The sequence below is a fragment of the Halomonas huangheensis genome, assembly GCF_001431725.1.
In the GTDB taxonomy this organism is placed as follows: domain Bacteria; phylum Pseudomonadota; class Gammaproteobacteria; order Pseudomonadales; family Halomonadaceae; genus Halomonas; species Halomonas huangheensis.
Window position 1 is genome coordinate 3,732,518 of the sequence record NZ_CP013106.1, and the last position, 22,160, is coordinate 3,754,677.

General features: G+C 60.4%; 21 protein-coding genes and 1 riboswitch. Of the genes, 10 read left to right on the forward strand and 11 right to left on the reverse strand.

Going from position 1 to position 22,160, the window contains the following annotated elements:
* Window positions 1-45 precede the first annotated feature (45 nt).
* From tkt to AR456_RS16130, 4 genes are all read left to right on the forward strand, one after another.
* Window positions 46-2,049, forward strand: coding sequence for a transketolase (tkt, locus tag AR456_RS16120; RefSeq protein ID WP_056933012.1), 2,004 nt, complete (start codon window positions 46-48; stop codon window positions 2,047-2,049).
* Between the two features lies 1 nt (window position 2,050).
* Window positions 2,051-2,176 (forward strand): hypothetical protein, encoded by a 126-nt coding sequence (locus AR456_RS21700; RefSeq protein ID WP_257721106.1) that lies wholly within the window; start codon window positions 2,051-2,053, stop codon window positions 2,174-2,176.
* Between the two features lie 65 nt (window positions 2,177-2,241).
* Entirely contained in the window at window positions 2,242-2,994 is a 753-nt protein-coding gene (locus tag AR456_RS16125; protein ID WP_021818304.1) for a carbon-nitrogen hydrolase family protein, read from the forward strand.
* Window positions 2,995-3,086: 92 nt separating this feature from the next.
* A riboswitch (FMN riboswitch) is annotated at window positions 3,087-3,283 on the forward strand.
* A gap of 81 nt (window positions 3,284-3,364) precedes the next feature.
* The gene (locus AR456_RS16130; protein ID WP_021818303.1) at window positions 3,365-3,841 is read left to right on the forward strand and encodes a 6,7-dimethyl-8-ribityllumazine synthase; all 477 of its coding nucleotides are present in this window, start codon (window positions 3,365-3,367) and stop codon (window positions 3,839-3,841) included.
* A gap of 130 nt (window positions 3,842-3,971) precedes the next feature.
* On the opposite strand, the gene AR456_RS16135 is transcribed toward AR456_RS16130, so the two are convergent.
* From AR456_RS16135 to AR456_RS16145, 3 genes are read right to left on the reverse strand one after another with little or no spacing between them, the layout of a single operon-like run.
* Window positions 3,972-5,540 carry a glycerol-3-phosphate dehydrogenase gene (locus tag AR456_RS16135; protein ID WP_021818302.1) on the reverse strand — a complete coding sequence of 523 codons (1,569 nt, stop codon included), beginning with the start codon at window positions 5,538-5,540 and terminating at the stop codon, window positions 3,972-3,974.
* Window positions 5,541-5,572: 32 nt separating this feature from the next.
* Window positions 5,573-7,159 (reverse strand): FGGY-family carbohydrate kinase, encoded by a 1,587-nt coding sequence (locus tag AR456_RS16140; RefSeq protein ID WP_021818301.1) that lies wholly within the window; start codon window positions 7,157-7,159, stop codon window positions 5,573-5,575.
* Window positions 7,160-7,210: 51 nt separating this feature from the next.
* Window positions 7,211-8,206, reverse strand: coding sequence for a sugar-binding transcriptional regulator (locus AR456_RS16145; RefSeq protein ID WP_021818300.1), 996 nt, complete (start codon window positions 8,204-8,206; stop codon window positions 7,211-7,213).
* 235 nt (window positions 8,207-8,441) lie between these two features.
* Between AR456_RS16145 and AR456_RS16150 the strand changes: the two genes are divergently transcribed.
* On the forward strand, window positions 8,442-9,239 hold the full coding sequence (locus tag AR456_RS16150) for a hydroxypyruvate isomerase family protein (RefSeq protein WP_021818299.1): 798 nt from the start codon (window positions 8,442-8,444) through the stop codon (window positions 9,237-9,239).
* A 58-nt stretch (window positions 9,240-9,297) separates the two neighbouring features.
* Entirely contained in the window at window positions 9,298-10,065 is a 768-nt protein-coding gene (locus AR456_RS16155; RefSeq protein ID WP_021818298.1) for a triose-phosphate isomerase, read from the forward strand.
* 45 nt (window positions 10,066-10,110) lie between these two features.
* Here the strand turns inward: AR456_RS16155 and AR456_RS16160 are convergent, their stop codons facing one another.
* Together AR456_RS16160 and zapE are read right to left on the reverse strand one after the other, a co-directional pair.
* The gene (locus AR456_RS16160; RefSeq protein WP_021818297.1) at window positions 10,111-10,584 is read right to left on the reverse strand and encodes a GNAT family N-acetyltransferase; all 474 of its coding nucleotides are present in this window, start codon (window positions 10,582-10,584) and stop codon (window positions 10,111-10,113) included.
* Window positions 10,585-10,592: 8 nt separating this feature from the next.
* Window positions 10,593-11,783: a cell division protein ZapE gene (zapE, locus tag AR456_RS16165; protein WP_021818296.1), complete on the reverse strand. Its 1,191-nt coding sequence runs from the start codon at window positions 11,781-11,783 to the stop codon at window positions 10,593-10,595.
* A 168-nt stretch (window positions 11,784-11,951) separates the two neighbouring features.
* Here zapE and AR456_RS16170 point away from each other — a divergent pair, with 168 nt between their 5' ends.
* Both AR456_RS16170 and AR456_RS16175 read left to right on the forward strand, forming a co-directional pair.
* Complete coding sequence (locus AR456_RS16170) at window positions 11,952-12,446, forward strand: DUF2946 family protein (RefSeq protein WP_021818295.1); 495 nt, start codon at window positions 11,952-11,954, stop codon at window positions 12,444-12,446.
* A 49-nt stretch (window positions 12,447-12,495) separates the two neighbouring features.
* A complete protein-coding gene (locus tag AR456_RS16175; protein WP_021818294.1) occupies window positions 12,496-13,860 on the forward strand; it encodes a PepSY-associated TM helix domain-containing protein in 1,365 nt (454 codons plus the stop codon).
* A 64-nt stretch (window positions 13,861-13,924) separates the two neighbouring features.
* Here AR456_RS16175 and AR456_RS16180 read toward each other — a convergent pair whose 3' ends face one another.
* Window positions 13,925-14,857, reverse strand: a complete 933-nt coding sequence (locus AR456_RS16180) for a DUF808 domain-containing protein (protein WP_031207429.1) — start codon at window positions 14,855-14,857, stop codon at window positions 13,925-13,927.
* 158 nt (window positions 14,858-15,015) lie between these two features.
* On the opposite strand from AR456_RS16180, the gene AR456_RS16185 reads away from it, so the two are divergent.
* Entirely contained in the window at window positions 15,016-15,300 is a 285-nt protein-coding gene (locus AR456_RS16185) for a hypothetical protein (protein ID WP_021818292.1), read from the forward strand.
* Between the two features lie 11 nt (window positions 15,301-15,311).
* Here the strand turns inward: AR456_RS16185 and AR456_RS16190 are convergent, their stop codons facing one another.
* On the reverse strand, window positions 15,312-15,983 hold the full coding sequence (locus AR456_RS16190) for a DUF1826 domain-containing protein (protein WP_021818291.1): 672 nt from the start codon (window positions 15,981-15,983) through the stop codon (window positions 15,312-15,314).
* A gap of 192 nt (window positions 15,984-16,175) precedes the next feature.
* Here AR456_RS16190 and folE2 point away from each other — a divergent pair, with 192 nt between their 5' ends.
* Complete coding sequence (gene folE2 / locus AR456_RS16195; protein WP_021818290.1) at window positions 16,176-17,072, forward strand: GTP cyclohydrolase FolE2; 897 nt, start codon at window positions 16,176-16,178, stop codon at window positions 17,070-17,072.
* A gap of 104 nt (window positions 17,073-17,176) precedes the next feature.
* Here folE2 and astB read toward each other — a convergent pair whose 3' ends face one another.
* From astB to AR456_RS16215, 4 genes are read right to left on the reverse strand one after another with little or no spacing between them, the layout of a single operon-like run.
* Window positions 17,177-18,550, reverse strand: a complete 1,374-nt coding sequence (astB, locus tag AR456_RS16200) for an N-succinylarginine dihydrolase (protein ID WP_021818289.1) — start codon at window positions 18,548-18,550, stop codon at window positions 17,177-17,179.
* Window positions 18,547-20,016 carry a succinylglutamate-semialdehyde dehydrogenase gene (gene astD, locus AR456_RS16205; protein WP_021818288.1) on the reverse strand — a complete coding sequence of 490 codons (1,470 nt, stop codon included), beginning with the start codon at window positions 20,014-20,016 and terminating at the stop codon, window positions 18,547-18,549. The genes astB and astD overlap by 4 nt, the downstream gene beginning before the upstream one ends.
* Window positions 20,016-21,059 (reverse strand): arginine N-succinyltransferase, encoded by a 1,044-nt coding sequence (gene astA, locus AR456_RS16210; RefSeq protein WP_021818287.1) that lies wholly within the window; start codon window positions 21,057-21,059, stop codon window positions 20,016-20,018. The genes astD and astA overlap by 1 nt, the downstream gene beginning before the upstream one ends.
* The gene (locus AR456_RS16215) at window positions 21,059-22,129 is read right to left on the reverse strand and encodes an arginine N-succinyltransferase (protein WP_021818286.1); all 1,071 of its coding nucleotides are present in this window, start codon (window positions 22,127-22,129) and stop codon (window positions 21,059-21,061) included. The genes astA and AR456_RS16215 overlap by 1 nt, the downstream gene beginning before the upstream one ends.
* Between the last annotated feature and the right edge of the window lie 31 nt (window positions 22,130-22,160).

Sequence of the window (22,160 nt, forward strand, 5' to 3'; positions counted from 1 at the left end):
CGAGCGGCTCACCGCTCGCTCAATACCATCACAATGGATACCCTGATGACCTCAAGATTCCAGCTGGCCAATGCCATTCGCGCCCTATCCATGGATGCTGTCCAGAAGGCCAATTCCGGCCACCCCGGCGCCCCCATGGGCATGGCCGACATCGCCGAAGTGCTGTGGAACGACTATCTCGTCCACAACCCGACCGACCCGAAATGGGCGGATCGCGATCGCTTCGTGCTGTCCAACGGCCACGGCTCGATGCTGCTCTACTCCCTGCTCCACCTCAGTGGCTACGAGCTGGGCCTCGAGGATCTCGCCAACTTCCGACAGCTGCACGCGAAGACCGCCGGGCATCCCGAGTACGGTTATGCCCCCGGCATCGAGACCACCACCGGTCCGCTGGGCCAGGGCCTCGCCAATGCCGTCGGCATGGCCATCGCCGAGCGCACACTCGGCGCCCAGTTCAACCGTCCCGGCCACACCATCGTCGATCACTACACTTACTGCTTCCTCGGTGATGGCTGCCTGATGGAGGGCATCTCCCACGAGGTGGCCTCGCTGGCCGGCACTCAGAAGCTCGGCAAGCTGATCGCCTTCTACGACGACAATGGCATCTCCATCGACGGCGAGGTCGAGGGCTGGTTCACCGACGACACCGCCAAACGCTTCGAGGCCTATGGCTGGCAGGTAGTCCCCGCCGTCGACGGTCACAAGCCCGACGAGATCAAGGCCGCCATCGAGATGGCGCGTGCCCGGGACGATCGCCCGACGCTGATCATCTGCAAGACCATCATCGGCTTCGGGGCGCCCAACAAGCAGGGCAAGGAAGAGTGCCACGGGGCCGCACTGGGCGAGGCCGAGGTGGCCGCCGCTCGCGAGCAGCTCGATTGGCCGCATGCCCCCTTCCATATCCCCGAGGACTTCTACCAGGCCTGGGATGCCAGCGAACGTGGCGGCAGGCAGCAGGCCGACTGGCAGGCACGCTTCGAGCGTTACCAGCAGGCCCATCCGGAGCTGGCACGTGAATTCCTGCGCCGTCAGGCCGGCACCCTGCCCAGCGAGCTCAACTGCGCCGCACAGGTCGAGGCTGCACAGGAAAAAGGCGAGAGCATCGCCTCACGCAAGGCCTCGCTCAACTGCCTCAATGAGCTGGGACCGCAACTGCCGGAACTGCTCGGCGGCAGCGCCGACCTGGCACCGTCCAACCTGACCTTCTGGAATGGCGCGCAAGCCATCACCACCGAGGACGCCAGCGGCAACTACCTGCACTACGGCGTACGTGAGTTCGGCATGGCGGCGATCATGAACGGTATCGCCCTGCATGGTGGCTTCGTGCCCTATGGCGCGACCTTCCTGATCTTCATGGAATACATGCGCAATGCCGTGCGCATGGCGGCATTGATGGGCCAGCAGACGGTGTATGTGTTCACCCACGATTCCATCGGCCTGGGCGAGGATGGACCGACCCATCAGCCGATCGAACAGCTGACCAGCCTGCGTACCACGCCCAACCTCAGCACCTGGCGTCCGGCCGATGCGGTCGAGACCGCCGCCGCCTGGGGCTATGCGATCAAGCGCTCCGCCGGTCCCACTGCACTGGTGCTGTCGCGCCAGGGCCTGCCGCACCAGCAGCGCAGCAAGGCACAGGTCGCCGACATTCAGCGTGGTGGTTATGTGCTCAAGGACTTCCTGAAGGACGAGAACGGCACACCGGAACTGATCCTGATTGCCACCGGCTCCGAAGTCGGGCTGGCGATGGATGCCGCCGCGAAGCTGGCGGAACAGGGCAAGCAGGTGCGCGTGGTATCAATGCCGGCCACCGATGTCTTCGACAAGCAGGATGCCGATTACCGTGACGCTGTGCTGCCACGCGGCGTTCGCGCCCGTCTGGCCATCGAGGCCGGTCATCGCGACTTCTGGAACAAGTACGTCGGTCTCGACGGCGATGTAGTCGGCATGACCACCTACGGCGAGTCCGCGCCTGCCGGCGATCTGTTCAAGCACTTCGGCTTTACCGTCGACAACGTGGTGGAAAAGGCCCAGGCACTGCTGGGTTGATATGACTGAGCCAATCCTGATCGCCAGAACTGACAATTCTCTGCGCTATCTCGATTCTCTACGCCATCTCAATTCTCTGCTCTATCTCAATTCTCTGCACTATCTCAAGGTAGTGCAGAGAAGTTAGCGCTCCGGAGACGTTTTATGCTTCCACCCTGATAAACTGGCGATATCACCCAAGAGAAGGTGCTCATGAGAATCGCTGCAGCTCAATTCCGCCCCATAAAGGGCAACATCGATGAAAACCTCTCGCGCCACCTCAGCCTCATCAAGGTCGCGACGCAGGAAAATATTGACCTCATCGTCTTCCCCGAACTCTCACTGACAGGTTACGAACCTGAGCTGGCGGCCGAATTGGCTATCAGTGCTGGTGATCCAAGACTTGCCAGGCTTCAGAAAATAGCCGACGAGAACCAGCTGACCATTGTCTGTGGTGCCCCCATAGCCAATGAATCACCACACCCACAGGTCGGCTCACTGATCATAGCTCCCGGTCAACGGGTGCTGCTCTACCGCAAGATACATCTGCACCCCGGAGAGAACACGTACTTCACTGCCGGCCACCAGCATTGCACCTTTGCCCACGGCGCCGTACGCGCCGGTGTTGCCATCTGCGCCGACACTCAGCATGAGCACCATGCCGCACAGCAGAAAACCGCTGGTGCCGATCTCTACCTGGTATCCTCGGCAATCACCGCCGAAGGGTACAAACGCGATACTGGGCTACTGGAGCGTTGGGCACGTCGCTACGAGATGCCAGTCGTCATGGCCAATTTCCATGGTGCGACAGGCGAAATGCTCACCGTGGGCAGCAGCTCGATCTGGGACCGGCATGGTAAATTGCTGGTCCAGGCGTGCAAGGATCGCGACACCCTGGCCATGGCGGATATCTCGACGAGCAACAGTCGGGGCTGGACCAGAATACTCCCTCACACCAGTGACTGATGGCGACGTCTGGCGAATTGATGCAGGTCACTGGTAGAATATCCTGCGCCGCAGCAAGCGCAGCGGCGCATTCAGCCTCCCTTTGGGGAGATAAAGGTTCTCAGGGCGGGGTGGAAGTCCCCACCGGCGGTAATCTCTCACATCGCGCATGCTTCCCTGTATTGGAGCATGCATGGAGAGTCAGCCCGCGAGCGCCTTTCCGCCACAGCCACGCCAGCGCGGAGAGGGTCGAGCAGATTCGGTGAGATTCCGAAGCCGACGGTTATAGTCCGGATGGAAGAGAACGGCAACGACGATCTGAATCACCTTTTCCGGTGATACTGTCGCTGGTGCCCGCATGCCCTGATTCTGGTGTGAATTGAGGAAAACCATGAATCAGATTACCCCGCAGTCCCCCCGTATTGCCTTCATTCAGGCCAGCTGGCACAGCGACATTGTCGGCCAGGCACGTGAAGCCTTCACCAGCACACTCGCCAATGAATACGGCATCGATGCTTCTCGGGTCGATACCTTCAGCGTGGCCGGTGCCTATGAAATCCCGCTGCAGGCCAAGCTTCTGGCCCAGAGCGGCCGCTACCACGCGATCATCGGCGCAGGCTTTGTCGTCGACGGCGGTATCTATCGTCACGACTTCGTCGCCCAGGCGGTGATCGACGGCATGATGAAGGTTCAGCTCGAAACCGAGGTGCCGGTGCTGTCTGTGGTGCTGACGCCCCACCACTTCCACGAGCATGCAGTGCACACCTCATTCTTCCATGATCACTTTGTGACCAAGGGCTGCGAGGCCGCACATGCCTGTGCCATGACGCTGGAAAACATGCAGAAGGTGCGTCAGCTGTTCGAATAACAGCAACGCCGTTGGATGGAAGGCCGCTGCCGGGGGATACCCGAGCAGCGGCCTTTTCGTTCCGGCGAAAGCCCTTTCAGGCAACAGTACCATCTTCAGGCAACAGTACCATCTTCAGGCAACAGTACCTTCAGCCGATGGCGTTCTCGACACCAGCGCTGACTTGGCGGTTCGCTACTTCATTCGACAACCAGTTCGCGACGCGCGCGATTTCTTCGTCATTCATCGCCAGGTACAGCTTGGTACGTCGCTCGAGGATGTCCTCGGCACGGCGAGCCCACTCGTGTTCCACCAGGTAGCGAGCTTCAGCCACGTAGAGATCCGCGCCCAGATGCTCGCCAAGATCGTTGTAACTCCCGGCATTGCCGAGAATCCTGCGGGCGATGGTGCCATACAGGCGAGCATAGCGAGTGGCCGTGGCCGCCTCCAGCCATGGGTAGTCACGCTGCAGCTCGCGGAGAAAGGCGTCGAAATCGGCACCGGGCATATCACCGCCGGGTAACGGTACGCTCTCGTTCCAGCTTCCACGCATCTGCGGAAAGTACGGTTTAAGCTTCTCCAGCCCGTGCTCGGCGAGCTTGCGATAGGTGGTGATCTTGCCCCCGAACACCGACAACAACGGTGCCTTGCCATCCACATCCTGCACATCGAAGACATAGTCCCGCGTCACCGCCGAGGGGTTTTCCTGCGAGTCGTCGAATAGCGGTCGAATACCGGAGAAGGCCGTCAGGATATCGTCGCGGCTATAGGGCTGCTTGAAGTAGCGATTGACGACACCCAGCAGATAATCGATCTCGTCATCGTCAATTGCCACATCGTCCGGTTCTCCGTCATAGGCGATATCGGTAGTGCCGACCAACAGTTTGTCGCCTTCGTAGGGATTGACGAAGATCACTCGCTTGTCATCGTTCTGCAGCAGGTAGGAGTTGGCGGTGGCATAGCGCTTGGGCAGTACGATATGACTGCCTTTGACCAGCCTGACGCGATCCTGTCCTTTTTCGGCAAAAGCCCCTTTGAGTACCTTGTCAACCCAGGGCCCCGCCGCATTGATCAATGCTCGCGCGCAAACGGTCGTTACCTCACCACTGTCGACATCGGTCATCTCGACCTGCCAATAGTCCTGGTGACGGGTGGCACGGGTGCATGCGGCTCGCGTATGAATGGTCGCCCCCAGACGCTCGGCATCCAATGCATTGAGCACCACCAATCGCGAATCATCGACCCAGCAATCGGCATACTCGAAGCCCTTGGGAAAATCATCCTTGATCGCCTCACCCTCGGCGCAACGACGCATATCGAGTCCCCGGCTACCCGGCAACAGATCGTCGCGCCCTCCCAGGTGGTCATAGAGGAATAGACCACAACGAACCAGCCATGCCGGACGTTGCTCGGGGCTGTGCGGCAGCACGAAACGCATCGGCCAGATGATGTGAGGCGCCTTCTTCAACAACACACTGCGCTCACGCAGCGCCTCACGTACCAGGCGGAACTCGTAGTACTCGAGGTAGCGCAGCCCACCATGCACCAGTTTGCCACTGCGCGACGAAGTGCCCTGGGCCAGATCATCCTTCTCGCACAATGCCACCGACAGGCCACGACCTGCCGCATCGCGGGCAAATCCGGCGCCATTGATTCCTCCACCGATCACCAGTAAGTCATGAACAGCTGGCTGAGTGTCGAGTGTCTCGGTTGTTGTCATGGGGAAGTCTCCTGCGAAAGGATCCCAGGTGATCAGGAGGATTCGGCGTTAACTCGTTCGAGATGACGCCAGAAGCCATCGGTATTGGTATGCGAACGCCGATAGACACCGAACAGTCGCTCATAGAGGTTCTGCAATTCCGGATCCGGCATCACCGCTTCCTCGGCCAGCCAGGGCGTCACCCACGTCTGGCAGGCATCGGCGAGGTCGCGATGGCGCCCGAGACACAGGCTAGCGACCATGGCAGCGCCTGCTGCTCCGGTTTCACCCCGCTTCAGGGTGCGTACCGGCACACCCATCACTGATGCCAGGATGGTGCATAGCGTATGGCTCTGGGCCGCGCCACCGGTCAGTCGCAGTTCCTCTGGATGCGCTTCGAGGGCGTGGTAACAGTCGCGCGCGGCGAAGGCTACGCCCTCGTAGATGGCACGCACCATGTGCAGATGATTGGTTTCAGTGGTCAATCCAAGGAACTGAGCTCTGGCACGTGGATTGAAGAACGGCCCCCGCTCGCCACTGGCACAGATGAAGGGGTGGTAGATCACCTTGCCCGGCTCGGTTGCCGCCAGCGCCTTGTCGAGGCGTGGCAATAGACCTTCAGACATCATCGGAGCCTCGCCGATGGCATCGAGCATCTCGTTCATGCCCTTGAGGAACCACTCCAGATTCAGTGTCGCCGCCATGTTGGAGCACAACTGCACCCAGGTGTCCGGGGCAACACAGGGCATGGTGTAGCAGGATTGATTACTGAGGATGATGTCCCGTGCCGACTCGCGTACACAGAGGTGTGCCCCCGTGGTGCCGATAATGCTGCAGGCAACGCGCTTACCGGGCTCGTAGACCCCTGCCCCCAATGCAGTGGCCAACATATCAACCGGCGCCAGCACCACCGGAACTCCCGGCGCAACACCAATGGCAGCGGCCACTCCGGCATTCAAGGCAGCATGTTGGCGGCTACCATCCACTATTGGAGGCAGCATCTCGCCAAACTCCCCCAATCCAAGCCAGTCGAGTACTTCGCTGCTGTAGTCACCAAGCCGGAAGTCACCATAGGTCCACATGGCTTCGGCAGGATCGGTGGCTCGCTCTCCGGTCAAACGAAAGTACAGCCAGTCCTTGCAGTGAAACGCGGTTGAGGCGCGCGACAGACGCTGACCGTCATGCTCCTTGAGCCAACGCAATTGACCACTCTGAATCGACTGGTTGAGCCCGGTCGCGGTGCGCCGAAATGCCTCGGGACCGGCACTGGTGGCACGCCAGTGGGATACGATGTCGCTGGAGCGGTTATCCAGCCACAGCATGGCATCGCCGACCGGTTCGCCTTCGGCATCGATCAACCAGGTGCCATCGCCCTGGCCGGTCACCGCTATCGCTGCCAGCCTCGTCACCAGCTCCGGTTGGTCGGAGAACAACGCCGAAAGCGTGTTCAGCGCTGCCTGCCAGGTGTTATCGAGACTCTGCTCAACGCCGCCACCCGGTAGGTTAACCACCTGGTTCTCACACTGGGACCTGGCCAGCTCTCGCCCCTCACCATCGAAGGCCACCGCCTTGATGACCGACGTGCCGGCATCGAGTCCGACGATGATGTCGGGGTCTACCCCCGAGTGGTATTGGCTCATGGCGACTCCGCATCATTTATCATTATTCGGTTTTCGTTATTCTCGTTACCGCTATCTAGTGCTTGTCTTGCTCGCAGTGTCGTCCCATAACGCCAGAATCCGGCGAGCGACGTTCTCGTCGGTGATCAGCCCCTTGAGCAACCCGCTACGCAGCACCGCGAGAATGGCATTGACCTTCTCCATGCCCCCCGCCACCGCGACAATGTGATGGTGTTGCAGCTGATCCAGCGATAGCCCGAGGGTACGCTGGTTGATCTCGCATTCGACGCGTTGCCCATTGGCATCGAGGAACTGACCGAGAATTTCCGCGGCGGCCCCTACCTCACGCAGACTGGCAGCGTCTCGCTCGTCGAGTTCTCCCAGTTCCATCAACAGCGAATGCCCCTGGTCGGGTACCGCCCCCAGGCCCACCATGGTCAGGTCTGCTTCCACGGCAATACCCATGACATCCTGCACACTGCGCTGTGCCATCAGCACATCGCGGTGCTGCTCGGTATCGGCGAACAGCGGCACCGGCAAGAGATAGCCTTCACCACCGGTGCGATCCACCAGACGGTGAATAACGTCATAGGGGTTCAAGGCCATCTTGCGCACCACACTGCCCAGCACCGGCACCATGCGGACGTCGGAACAATCCATATCAGGCAGAGCATTGACCATTTCCGACAGGCTGCGCCCCCAGCCGAGCCCCAGCACATTGACCTCCGAGGACTCCAGTCGCGACTTCAGATAGTGCGCCGCGGCACGCCCCAGGTTGATCTCCGGGTTAGCGGCATCCTCCGTTACCGAGGGCACCAGGATGCACTCTTCCAGGCCCATTCGCTGCCGCAGTTGGTCCTCCAACTGCAGCAGGTCTTCTGGCGAGCCATCGATAAAGACCTGTACTGCGCCCATGTCATGCGCCATCGCTACCAGTCGGTGCACCTTCATGCGTGACACCTTCAGGCGATCGGCGATCTGTGTCTGGGTGTAGCCGCCCACGTAGGACAGCCAGGCAGCGCGCAGAGCCAGGTCGGCTTCACTGTGGGTGCTGGGTTTGGCCTTCACGGTTCGCCTTCTCTTTTCGGATTCTGCTGACTTTACTGGCTTTGAAATTTTTTTCATGTGTTGTTAAAAATAACAATGAGAGTAACGTTAGTGAATGAAATGGCAGGCGTCAACGTCAGGTGCCGAGAATCGCCGACAGGAACCTGAACCAACGCCGAATATTCGACTGCTGGCCAACCGTATTCACCGATCAACGGCTAACCAATCATCAACAACAACGACTGCTGAGGTTCCTGTGCTCAAGCTCGCTGCCAACTTGACCTTCATGTTTACCGAAGTGCCATTTCTCGAGCGCCTTGCCCTGGCTCGCGAAGCGGGATTCCGCCGCGTCGAGTTCCACAACCCCTATCCGTTCTGCGAAGACACGGCGACTATCGCCCATGCCGCCGAACAAGCTGGCGTCAGGATCATCCACTGCAACCTACCAGGCGGTGACTGGCAAGCAGGAGAACGCGGCATTGCCGTATTACCCGATCGAGAGGACGAATTCCGTCGCGGGGTGGACAGCACCATCGCCATTGCCCAGCAACTGGGAATTCGGCAACTCAACTGTCCGCTGGGCTACCCGACGAACAAGCTGGAACATCAGCAATACCACCCGGTATTGGTCGGCAACCTGCGCTACGCCGCTGAAGCCACGGCACGAGCCGGAATCATGCTGTTGATCGAGCCACTCAACCCGATTACCCACCCGGGTTATCCGCTGATCAATACCCGTCAGGCTCTGGAGCTGCTGACCGAGGTTGACCACTCCAACCTCAAGATCCAGTACGACTTCTACCAGATGCAGCGCTCCGAGGGAGAATTGATCGAAACAGTCCGCCAGTACCGCGAGCATATTGGCTTTATCCAACTGGCCGACAACCCCGGCCGCCACGAACCGGGTACTGGCGAAATCCACTATCCCTTCCTGTTTCGCGAGCTTGAACGCATGCGCTTCGACAAGGTGATTTCGCTGGAATACAGCCCACTTACCAATACCCCTGATTCGCTGGGATGGATCGCCGAATACGGCCTGTCGTTGGATACCTGAGCCGAGATGGCTGAATCACCCACTCCTTCATTCCAACCCTTCTTCGTGGAGACAAGACATGGAAACAGCTTTCTGGGTAGGTACCAGTTGGAAGATGAACAAGACACTCGGCGAGGCCGCCGAGTACAGTCGCATTATCGCCGAAGCAGCAATATTTGCGGAGCCCGCACTGCAGGGCTTTGTGATTCCGCCATTCACCGCTCTGGCGCAGGTCTGTGGAGACCTGAAAGCAACACCCATCAAGGTCGGTGCACAGAACATGCACTGGCAAGACGCCGGAGCCTTTACCGGTGAAATTTCGCCACACATGGTTGCCGACTGCGGCGCCACTATTGTCGAACTTGGGCACAGCGAACGCCGCGAGCATTTCGGCGAGAATGATATCGACCTCAACCGCAAGGTGCATGCCGCCCTGGACCGAGGGCTGACACCACTACTGTGCGTCGGCGAGACCGCCGAGGAGAAAGCGCTGGGCGCCGCCGCGGAAACCGTGATTCGCCAGTGTCGAATGGCGCTGTCCGGGGTCCAGGACGCAGACCTTGACCGCGTACTGATTGCCTACGAACCCGTCTGGGCCATCGGTGACAAGGGCGTTCCCGCCAGTGCCGAGTATGCCGACTGGATGCATGGTGAAATCCGCCAGGCACTGCCTACCAACACCAGTGGCCAGCCTCTCACGGTGTTGTATGGCGGCAGCGTCAACCCCGACAACTGCGAGGAACTGGCGGCAATGCCACATATCGGCGGGCTGTTCATCGGCCGCAGTGCCTGGCAGGCCACAGGGCTGGTCGATATTGCCGAACGCGCCCTGGGTGCGCGCAAGTAGTCCTGAGACTGTCACGTCAGCAACGGATGAGAGACATTCAACCTGTCATCCGAGCTGACGCCGCATGATGGTCACCCGCTCGCCGCGATAATCGACATCTTCTACTGCCTGCCAACCGAGGCGGCGATACAACGACTGCTGATCCGGTGTGTAGAGATGGAAGGTTGTGATGCCATTGTCACTGGCCTCCTGCTCGACACGCTGGACCAGTGCTGAAGCGATGCCCTGGCCGCGCTGCTCAGTGGGCACATATACCGAGGCCAGCCAGGGGCTGAGATCGCGGCGGATCGACATATCATCGACCACCAGGCTGGCTGTGCCGACGGGGACACCATCCCGCTCGGCGACGAATACCGATGGCACACCACCAGCACCACAGTTGGCTGCTGTCTCCTCACTCCATTGCTGACGGCTCATGTCCGGGCTCAGATGCCCCCAGCTCTCGAAGGTCCAATCGGCGACATGCGGGAGATGAGAGTCGGCAGCGTCCAGCCGCCTGATGGTGATGCTGCTTTGCATGGTATTCCTCATGATAACTGGCCGATCACTGCGTCTACGTTCGAGAACACTGCGCCGAAGCGCTCCAGCTGCATTTCCTGCAGACGACTGCGGGTACGGCGAAAGGCAAAGGTGAGGTGCCCGGTGGAGTAGAGCTCATCCAATGGCACCTCGGCCTCGATGATAATGGGAACACCACGGTCGTAACACTCATCGACAAGCGCGATGAAGCGGCGCACGCCGTCATCCTTGCTCGACAAGGGCGGCAACTGACGGTCGCCAGCGACGACACGTTGGCTGGCATCTTCCGTGCCTCGCGCAATACCAGCCGGCTGCCCGACAGCGACCAATGATGGCAGGTTGCCCAACAGCAACAGACGAAAGCGATCACAAAGCGCAATGAAGTCCAATGCGGCCAATGGCGCTTCGCAGAGTGCTGAATAATCACACCACAGGACATGCTCTCCAACACCGCGAGCATGGATGCTGCGCGCTCCCAGAACCACATCACTGTCATACTCCGCGGTTGGACCTTCATCGGCGAACAGTGCCGGTAGCACGCTCGCCTCACCGGGCTGGCGCAAGAAGTAACGCTGGAGCCCCACGCCAGGATGACTGCGGTGGTCGGTATCACCATCAACCGCTATCACCGTCATATGCTGCTGCATGGCGGCGATTGCCGGCAGCAGACGCTCGCGATTGAAGCCATCCCGGTAGAGCTCATCGGGCGGTTGGTTGGAGGTAGCGACCACCACCACGCCCTGCTCGAACAGCCGCGACATCAGGCCCCCCAACAACACCGCATCGGCGATGTCTTCGATAAACAGCTCATCGAGACACAGCACCACGATCTCATCGGCCAGCTCTCGTGCCAGGCACGTCAGCGGGTCCGCATGTCCCTGCCAATGCTGTTGGCGGCGATGCACCCAGCGCATGAAGTGATGAAAGTGCAACCGCCTGACCGGCACCGGGCAAGTTGAGGCGAACAAGTCCATCAGCCAGGTCTTGCCGCGCCCGACGCGCCCCCAGAGATAGACACCTTGTACAGTGCTGTTGCTGCCTGGAAGTTCGCGATTGCGATATTCCAGCAGATGTTGATGACATGCCTCCAGCGCCTCGACCGCGGAGCGCTGACCTGGGTCGTCGACGATGCTCCCGTAAGCAAGGGCCTGATTCCAGCGAGCCAGAGGTGTTGCACAGCTGTCGATATCTGCGGTCATGATCGTCCCGATGTCCCTGCCTGCGTCATTCAGCCACGTCGCCCATGGTATAGGAAGCATGGGAAATGGCCATCCGCTCGCTTATAGTGAATCCTCGCTATCGATGTATTCAGCGCTTCTACCATTATCCGATGCTTCAGCGTCGCTTTAGCAACGCTCAGAGACCCCATGCTGCTGCTCAACTCACGTCAACGCCTACACTTATGTCGCATGGCCCTGTTTGCCATGCTGATGGTGTTTGTCGGTCCGTTGATCAGCCAGACCCAGCAGCTCCTCGACACCCCCTCCATGGCCACTGCCATGGCGCACGACTCCGCTGGCCACGGCGCCCATCCTTCTCAGGATACGGCCAGCCATCACAGCCAGCACTCGCGTCAAAACCAGGCGAGTCATCAAAGCCAGCATTCGCATCACGCTCACCACCAATCGGCAGCGAACGGCAATCTCTCGGCAGCCAATAGTCACCATGACCTTGCGGCCTGTGGCTACTGTGTGCTCTTTGCCCATGTACCGGGACTGGCGATCGCGCTCGGCATCGCCGATGCGGCAGACTCTACGCCGCCGCAGCCCGCAGCACAGCCTCCTTCTGCTGGCTGGCCAACTCCGATCCACCTCCGTCCTGCGCCCAGAGCGCCTCCTGCGTCGTCGCTGCTGATTGGCTGAAGCCCTGATCGGCCAGGCCCCCTGACAACTTCGACGACGAGAACCTCTGATGACAACGACGACCAGTCCCTGGCCGGCGCTCAAGGCGTTGGTCATACGTCTGCATCTCTATATTGGGCTATTGATAGGCCCCTTTATCTTCATTGCCGCGCTGACCGGCACCCTCTATGCCCTCACCCCCGCCATAGAGCGCGCCATCTTCCACGACGCTCTAACCACCAGTAACGTGCACCCCACCAGCGAATACCAGCCGCTATCGGCCCAGATTGCCGCGGCCCAGGCATTCATCGGCAGCGACGCCATGCCCAGTGCCATTCGCCCGGCACCTCAACCCGGCGCCACCAGTCGCGTGATGTTCAATGCGCCTGATCTCGGGGCGAGTGAACATCGCGCCATCTTTATCGACCCCGCGACTCTGGAGGTGCGTGACGACCTGACGGTTTACGGCACCAGTGGTTCGCTGCCCCTACGGCGCATCATCGACCAGACTCACCGCAGCCTGATGCAGGGCGACGTTGGTCGGCTCTACAGTGAGCTGGCAGCCTCCTGGCTATGGATCGCCGCACTCGGTGGCCTGACCATCTGGTGGTTCAGCCCTGGCGGCAAGGTCAGTCGCGACAAGCAGACACCCAACGCCCAGCGACTACGCACTCGACGTCGCCACAGTATTCTGGGGCTGGTGCTGCTGGTTGGCCTGTTGGCCCTGTCGGCTACCGGTATGACCTGGTCGAAATGGGCCGGTGCCAACTTCGCTGCCATCCTCAAGGCTGGAGGCTGGGGCACTCCCCATGTGATGACCGATTTGCATGGTGCGGCGTTGCCTGAAGATCCCCATGCACACCACAGGGCAACCACCACCAGCGAGGACGCCAGCATCGCACTGAGCGCCTTCGACAGGGTATTGAGCCAGGCGCGTTCCGCCGGCCTCGACGCCGGTGACATCGAGTTGCAGGTACCAGCGACCGGCAAGGCATGGAAGGTGCGCGAGATCGATCGTAGTTGGCCATCTCAGGTCGACGAGGTAGCGATTCATCCGCAATCGTTCGCTGTGATCGATCAGGTGAAATTCGAGCAGTACTCAATACCCTCCAAGCTGACGCGCTGGGGAATCGATGGGCATATGGGAGTATTGTTCGGGCTACCCAACCAGTTGCTGCTGGCCGGACTGGGTATCGGCATCATGACCATGATCGTCTGGGGCTACAGCATGTGGTGGCGCCGCCGGACCCTGCGCAGCACCGCCACGCTGTGGCAAACCATTGCCACGGTCCCGGCTCGGGCACTCGTGGTAGTGGCGATGATCAGCCTGGCACTGGGCTATGCCATGCCGGTGATGGGAGTCAGTCTGGTGTTATTGCTGATCGTCGATGGTATCCGCACGCTGCTGGCAAGGCGGAGTACGGCGTTGGCCTGAGTGGCATCTCCAGTGCATCGAGCTTCGAGCATCGCCCGGTAACTACCGGGCGATGCTCCCCCGTTCAGTGCGCCTCTTTACCGCGCAGACGCTGAACGGCGGTAACTACCGCGACGAGCACTCCACCGACAATCAGACCGATGACGCCATTGGCCAGCATCGGCACCAGGCCGTGAACGATAGCGTCGACACTGGGGATGGCGATATCGGCATCCGCCAGGCCCTCGACCATATGATGCAACACTGGAACACCATGAACGAGGATGCCGCCACCGACCAGGAACATGGCCAGGGTACCGAAGAACGACAGCCCCTTCATCAGCAGGGGTGCCCCCTTGAGCAGGACTCTGCCGATCGACTGGTTCAGACTTCCATCCTTGCCGATCAGGTAGCGCCCAAGGTCATCAATCTTGACCAGACCAGCAACCAGACCATACACACCTATCGTGATCAGTAAGCCTATCGCCACCAGTACCGCAATCTGCTGGGATAGCGCAGCGCTCGTCACTGTGCCCAGCGCAATAACAATAATCTCGGCAGACAGAATGAAGTCGGTACGAATCGCCCCCTTGATTCGCTCACGTTCGAAGGCACGCATATCAACCGTTTCATCGGCCAACGCCTGTTGTCGTGCCTCGTGCTCCTTTTCCACATCTTTCTTGTGCAGGAACTTGTGGGCCAGTTTCTCCGCGCCTTCAAAACACAGAAAAGCTCCACCCAGCATCAGCAGAATGGTCACCAGCCAGGGCACAAAGGTGCTGATCAGTAACGCCGCAGGAATCAAGATACACTTGTTGAGCAACGACCCCTTGGCCACCGCCCAGACCACAGGGAGTTCACGGTCAGCAGCAATGCCCGTCACCTGCTGGGCATTGAGTGCCAGATCATCCCCCAGTACACCCGCGGTCTTCTTCGCGGCGACCTTGGTCATCACCGATACGTCATCGAGCAACGTGGCGATGTCATCGATCAGGGTTAATAGACTGCTTCCAGCCAAGCTCAAGCCCTCCATGGACAGGAAAATTCTGTAGGTTTCGCCACCAAGCATACGACAATTCACTGGATAGCGTGATCATGCGGGTGCCAGACTACATCTGGACGGTACAGGGGCAAGGGCAAGCTATAGAATCAATGTGGTAGATACAGGAGCATCAGATGAGCGATCTGGCAGCATTGCTGGCGAGAGTCACAGAAGGCTATAGCGAAGCGCTGTATGACGGGAAGCGTTTTGCCGTGACACGGCAGACCTTCAACCGCGGCAACTCAACGAAGATCTTCGCTCGCTGTTTGCAGGATCAGCAATTCTTCAGTTGCAACGCCTACCGAACCACACAGGGCTGGCGGCTATATCCGTGTGAGATGAGTGCCGAGAGTGTGCTCGGTTTTCTCGAACATCATCAGCGGCTGGTCGCTCCAGACTCGCCACAAGGGCAGCAGTGATCATCACCGCTTCATGCGGGATCCATGGTCACCAACAGACGCTTCTGGCCTGACACCAGAGCCGGGCTGCGATGCACCAGTCCAGATGCCTCGTTGCCGATCCAGCCACTGCCCTTGAGCAAGGCCAGATCACCGGACTGCAACTGCTGTATGGCCTGCGGATCGCGAAGGACCTCCGGCTTGTCACTGCTCGGTGCTCCCAGTCCAGCACGATTGATGCCCGCCTCGGGAAGCCACTCACTGCCGGGCCCTACATAGGTGGTGACCAGCCGTACAGGCAGGTTGTCACAGTGGAAACGCGGGCACATGGCGGCATCCAGCAGCCGCAGGCGTATGCCGACACTGTCAGTCTCGAACAAGCACGCCATGGCCTCGGCCAGGGTCTGAATATCCTCGACCAGTATTTCGGCGGCCTCAGGATCGGGAAGCTGTCGCAACAGGTCTGCCTTGAGTTCTGCACCAGGCTGACCCAACCAGGCAATCTGCCAGGCCCTCTGTGTCTGACACTGCGCCATGGCACTTGAGGCCAGCGCTTCGGAAAGGCCTCGTCGCATCACCGCGATATTGATGTAGTCCTCGAAGATCCTCGGCAACACATCGACCTCACCAGCGATCGCCCAGTGCTCGAATGAACCGCCATCGATAGTGGCATGAGGAAGGGTTGAGCGAGCGGGCAGCGACATGCGATGACTCCATGATTGGATTTTTAGTTATGTTATAACGTATCCTAAGTCATGTTCAATACAACGCCCGCATAGAGAACTTCCTCGACCATGTTTCCTCGGCCATGTTTCCTCGAACATGTTGCTTGTCTCCTGTTCCCTGGCGCAGCCTGGCCGACAACGGGCAACCATTCTTCTTCAATGGATAGATCAATGACCCAGATGTTTTTACCCGATGTTGCCGCTGGCCCTTCGACTCTCGATGGAGCGCTCTGCTGGGTGGGCATGGAGGACATCGCCCTGCCCTTCATGGTCGCGGGTCATGTCGTCAATGGTCGCGCTGCTACTGGTGTCTCGCTGGATGATCCATCGGCGCGCGGCATCCATATGTCACGACTGTATCTGGCGCTGAGTGAATTGCAGAACCAGGAACTGTCGTTGCCGAATGTGGCTACGGTTCTGGACCACTTTCTGGAAACCCACGATGGTCTATCCGATGCAGCCTTTCTCGACCTGAGCGGAGAGGCAATGCTGCAGCGTCCGGCCATGATCAGCCCGCTGTCGGGATGGAAGTCATACCCCTTCGCCCTGCGTTGCCGCAAGGATGCTCGAGGCCTGCATGCCATTCTCGATCTGACACTGGGATATTCCTCGACCTGCCCCTGTTCAGCTGCACTTTCACGTCAGTTGATCCAGCAGGCTTTCGATGAGGACTTCAATGACATGCCGCTGAGCCACGCCAGCGTCAAGGCATGGCTCGGCAGTGAGCACGGCATTCTCGCCACGCCACACAGCCAGCGCAGCCAAGCGCACCTGTCCTTGCAGTTGGCGGATGATCTTGAAGAACTGCCACTGGTGAAGATGGTGGAATGTGCCGAGCGAGCGCTTGGTACCGCCCTGCAGACAGCGGTCAAACGAATCGATGAGCAGGCCTTCGCGTTGGCCAATGGCCAGAACCTGATGTTTTGCGAAGACGCCGCCCGCCGACTGCATCACGCACTACGCCAGCAGGCTGATATCAGCGGCTTTCGTCTGCGAGTGGTACATGCGGAAAGCCTGCACGCCCACGATGCGGTAGCGTGCAGTGAATGGAACTGGGAGAACAGCTGAGCCCTGGGCTCCGAGCCGCTGCGGATGACCTACTGCGTACCGTTCCAGCTGCTCGTAGCCCATAGCTCGTAGCCCATAGCTCGTAGCCCATAGCTCATAGCCCATCACGCCCGCTGAAAGGGATACACCGCACTCAGCTGGAGGATCTCGGTCAGCTCGTCGAGGGCAGCCAGAGTCTGCTCGGCCAGCACGGGATCGGCCAGGTCATCCACTGCCAGTTGCTCGCGATAATGGCGCTCGACCCAACTGACCAGCTCGCTGTACAGCGCATCATCGAGCAGCACACGACCCGATAACGCCTCGCGTTCGGCACGGCTGAGAACCACACGCAGCCGCAGGCAGGCGGGGCCACCGCCATTGCGCATGCTCTGCTTGACGTCCTTGACCACCACTTCCGAGATCGGGTTGTTGCCGGCCAGCAGATAATCCTGAAGGCAACGCCACACTGCCTCGCGTTCCTGACACTCACCGGGCACCACCAGCGTCATGCTGCCATCGGGATTCGACAGCAACTGGGAGTTGAACAGATAGGAACCGACGGCATCCTCGATACTGACCGCCTCGAGCGGCACGCGCACCGGAATCAGCGGCGTCGACATCTTGTCGCGCAACTCATCCAGAGTCGCCTGTTCATCACGGAAGGCCAGTTCGTGATACAGCAATACCGGGCCATTGCCGACCGCGATCACATCATTGTGGAATACCCCGGCGTCGATGGCATCGGGATGCTGCTGGGCAAACACCACCTGGCTGTCATCGAGGCCATGCTGGCGAGCCACTGCCTGGCTGGCTTCCAGTGTCTGGCGCGCCGGGTAACGCTGCGGCTCGACACCGTCGCCGCCAAAGGCCTGACGTCCATAGACATACAGATGAACGCCCGGCTCACCATGCTCGCCACACAGACGCGTATGGTTGGCCGCGCCTTCATCGGAAAACGCCGGTGTCGCCGGCAAGACCGAATGATGGGCAAAGTGCTTCGAGTCAGCGAAGATCGCTGACAATACCCGGCCGGTGGTCTCGGGCTCGAGATAACGGTGGAAGCTCGATTGCAGGTTGGCCGGGGTGAAATGCACTCGACCATCAACGGTATCGCGACTCGGCGTGACCGTGCCGGCATTGGCCGTCCACATGCTCGATGCCGAGCACACGGCGCGCAGCACCTGAGGTGCCTCACGGGCCGCCCGCTCCAGTACCTGGCCGTTGCTGCCCTCGAAGCCCAGCGCGCGCAACGCACTGAGGTCCGGGCGTTGCTGAGGTGGCAGCACGCCCTGCAGGTAGCCTGCATCGTGCAGCGACTTCATCTTGGCCAATCCCTGCAACGCCGCTTCCCGCGGGTTGGAGACCAACCCGCCATGAGACATGGATGCTACGTTGCCATGCGCCAGTCCGGAGTAGTTATGGGTCGGGCCAACCAGACCATCGAAATTCACTTCCCGATAGTCGGCCGTGTTGTCCGCCTGACTCACCTCACCACTCATAGCGTCACCCCCGGCGGCAGCTTCTCGGGCAGATTGAGCACTTCGCTTTCCACCGAGGCGACCGGATAGGCGCAATAGTCCGCTGCGTAGTAGGCACTGGGGCGATGATTGCCGCTGTCACCCACGCCGCCGAAGGGCGCATCACCGGAAGCACCGGTGGTCTGACGGTTCCAGTTGACGATGCCGGCACGAATGCGCAGCAGGAAGTCATCCCAGTCGCTGCGCTCACCACCAATCAAGCCCGCCGACAGACCATAGCGCGTGTCATTGGCCAACGCGATGGCATCGCCCCAGCTCTGATAACGGTATACTTTGAGCAGCGGTCCGAAGTGCTCTTCATCCGGCACTTCCACCCCGGTGACATCGACCAGCCCGGGGCTGAGCAGGCTGGTGTCTTCCTGCAGACGACGCATACGCGCCAGCACCTTGCCACCACGTTGCTCCAGATCCTGCTGCGCAGCCAGCAGGCCATCGGCCGCGGCGACACTGACCAGCCCGGCGTAGAATGGCGCTTCCTCGGCAAAGGGCTCGGCGACGCGCAGTCGTTCGATCGCAGTGGTCAGCGCGGCTATCAGGCTATCGCCCGCGCTGCCGGTAGGTACGATCAGGCGTCGTGCACAGGTACAACGCTGCCCACCGGACAGGAAGGCCGATTGCAGAATCGTCAGTACCGCTGCGTCTTCATCGGGAATGTCCTTGATCACCAGCGGATTGTTGCCACCCAACTCCAGCGCCAGCACCTTGTTCATCTGTCCGGCAAACTGGCGGTGCAGCATGCCGCCGACCCGAGCACTTCCGGTGAACAGCAGGCCATCGATATCAGCATTGGACGACAGCGCCTGGCCGACCTCGGCCGCCCCCTGAACCAGATTGATCACGCCCGCTGGCAACCCTGCCTCGATCCAGCACTGCAGGGTCAGATCAGCGGTCAGCGGGGTCTGCTCACTGGGCTTGAAGACCACCGTGTTGCCGGCCAGCAACGCCGGAACGATATGGCCGTTAGGCAGGTGGCCGGGGAAGTTATAGGGGCCAAAGACAGCCATCACGCCGTGAGGACGATGACGAAGCACGGCACGTGAATCGCCGAGGTCGCGCTCGCGCTGACCAGTACGCTCCTCACGGGCACGAACCGACAACGCGACCTTGCCGATCATGGCGCCAACTTCGGTGCGCGCTTCCCACAACGGCTTGCCGGTCTCGTGGGCGATGCTGGAAGCAAGCGCCTCACGATGCGTTTCGAGGGTCTCGCGGAAACGTTCGACCAGTTTTTGACGTTGCTCCAGAGAAGTACGCGCCCAACCGCCAAAGGCACTTCTGGCCGCTGCCACCGCCCTGGCGACCTGGGCATCCGATGCAGCAGCGCCTTGCCACAGCTCCTGTGCCGAGACCGGATCCAGTTTGGAGAAAGTCTCGCCTTCACCATTCTGCCACTGCCCGTCAATCAGTAATTGCTGGGTTGGTTGCATTACGCCTCCTCGTCAGAATTCAGGATGCGCAGGGTGTCGCCGGAAGCGACTTCGAGCCTGCGGGCCTCTTCGTTGTTGATGGTCAGTACGCCGTTGTCATCGGGGCCACGTCCCACCCAGGCAGCCCGGAAGTCACTCATACTGGTGGTCGCCGCCAACCATTGCGGGCGCCCTTCCGTGGCGGCATCCGGGTCGACCTCGACGCGCACGTGACGCGACAACCGCACGCCTTTCACGTCATTGATATAGGCTTCGACCGTCGGGCCACCATCAAAGATGTCGATGTAACCTTCCCAACGCAGCCCCTGCTTCTTGAGCATGGCCAGTGCCGGACGCGTGTGCTCGTGCACCTTGCCTATACAGTCGCGGGCCTCGTCAGACAGGAACGGGGTATAGATCGGAAACTTCGGCATCAACTCGCCGATGAAACTCTTCTGTCCCAGGCCTGTGAGACGGTCCGCCTCGCTGAAGTCCATGGGGAAGAAATTGCTGCCGAGGTATTCCCAGAATGGGCTGCGTCCATTGCTATCGAAATGCCCACGCATCTCGGCCAGTACCTTGTCCGGGAAGCTGTCCCGGAACTCGGCCATGAATAGCCAGCGCATCATCGACAGCAGCGCTCCATTGCGTTGGTGCCGAGCCTCGGCGCCACGGTAGTCGCTGCGCAGGAACAGCGAAGCGACTTCGGCATCACCGGTGTGGTCGGAGCTCAGGAACAGCGTGTCGATGGTGCGATGCAAATCGAGCTGCTTGGAAGAATGCGCCAGGGTGCCGACACGATAGTGATAGAACGGCACTTCACGCCCGACCTGGGCCTCAATGGCGCAGCAACCGGCCAGCCGTTCGCTGTCCTCATCCTCGAGGACAAAGAAGTAGAGCCGCTGATCGGCTGGCGTCTCGCCGTTGAAGGCACGCTGCGCGATGGCGATCTTCTGCTCCAGAAACTCGCGATTGTCCGGCAAGGAGGTGAAACCAACTCCGGTCTCGCGTGCCAGCGCCTGCAATTCGTCGAGATCGCTCTCGACAATCGGTCGCATACGCATCACAGCTCTCCTTCGTCATAGCCCGGATCGATCTCACTGCCCGCCAGTGTCAGCGGAGCCGCCAGCACCGCGCGACCTTCCTCGACACCCAGTACTTCCGCATGCTCCGGCGTCAGCATCAGCTGCCCGGTGGGTGACAGTGCATAACGCGCCACCGTGCAACGGAAATCCTGCTGTTGCTGGTTGGCGATCATCGCCAGCTCAGCATCCGGTAGCGCATGTTCCGGGCGAATGCGCACCGGATGCCACGCTGCATGACGGAACGTCTCGAGACGTGCTCGATCGCCCTTGATCACTGGCCCGGCATCGAACAGGTCGACATGGCGTGAGCGTAGGAAGCCTTCAGCCAGCATCTCGTCCAGAGCGGGTTCATGAACCGGATGCTCACGGCCGATGGCGGCCCGCGCCTGCGGCGTCAACAGTGCCAGATACAGCGGAAATTGCGGCATCACTTCGGCAATGAAGCTCTTCGAGCGTACGCCGGCGAAGTAATTGATCTCGTGATAGTCACGAGCGAAGAAGTGGCGACCTACGCTGTTCCAGAACGGCGACTCACCGGCATCATCCAGGTAACCGGGGAAGGCCATGGCAAGGATGTCGGCAAAACGTTCAGGGTACTGGGCGATAAACATCAGTCGCGCACGACGCAACAGGCTCTCGGCGTTGGTGCCCTTGTAACGCGCGTCGAGTGACAGTGCACACAGCAGGCTCGCATCCGAGACTTCATGAGACAGCGCCAGGGTCTGCACCTCGCGGCGCACATTGAGCTGCTGCGAGGCGTGAATCAGCGTTTCCTGGCGATAGGTGTAATAGGCCTCGTTGTAACCGGCCAGTGCACGGATGGTGGCCGTGCCGACCACCTCTCCGCACGCCTGATCTTCGAGCACAAAGGTATAGTGCTCGTCTCCGGGGACATCGATGGCCTCGCCAAAGGCTCGCATGGAGCGCGCGATACGCTCCTCCAGCCGGTCGCGATGGGCCGGCAGATTGGTCAGCCGCGGCGTTGCACTGCCTGCCAGCCGCTCGAGGGCCGGCAGGTCAGACAACCGCGTGGGGCGAACGACCAGCATGGGATTGCCTCCTGGCTTGGGTCCAGCGTTT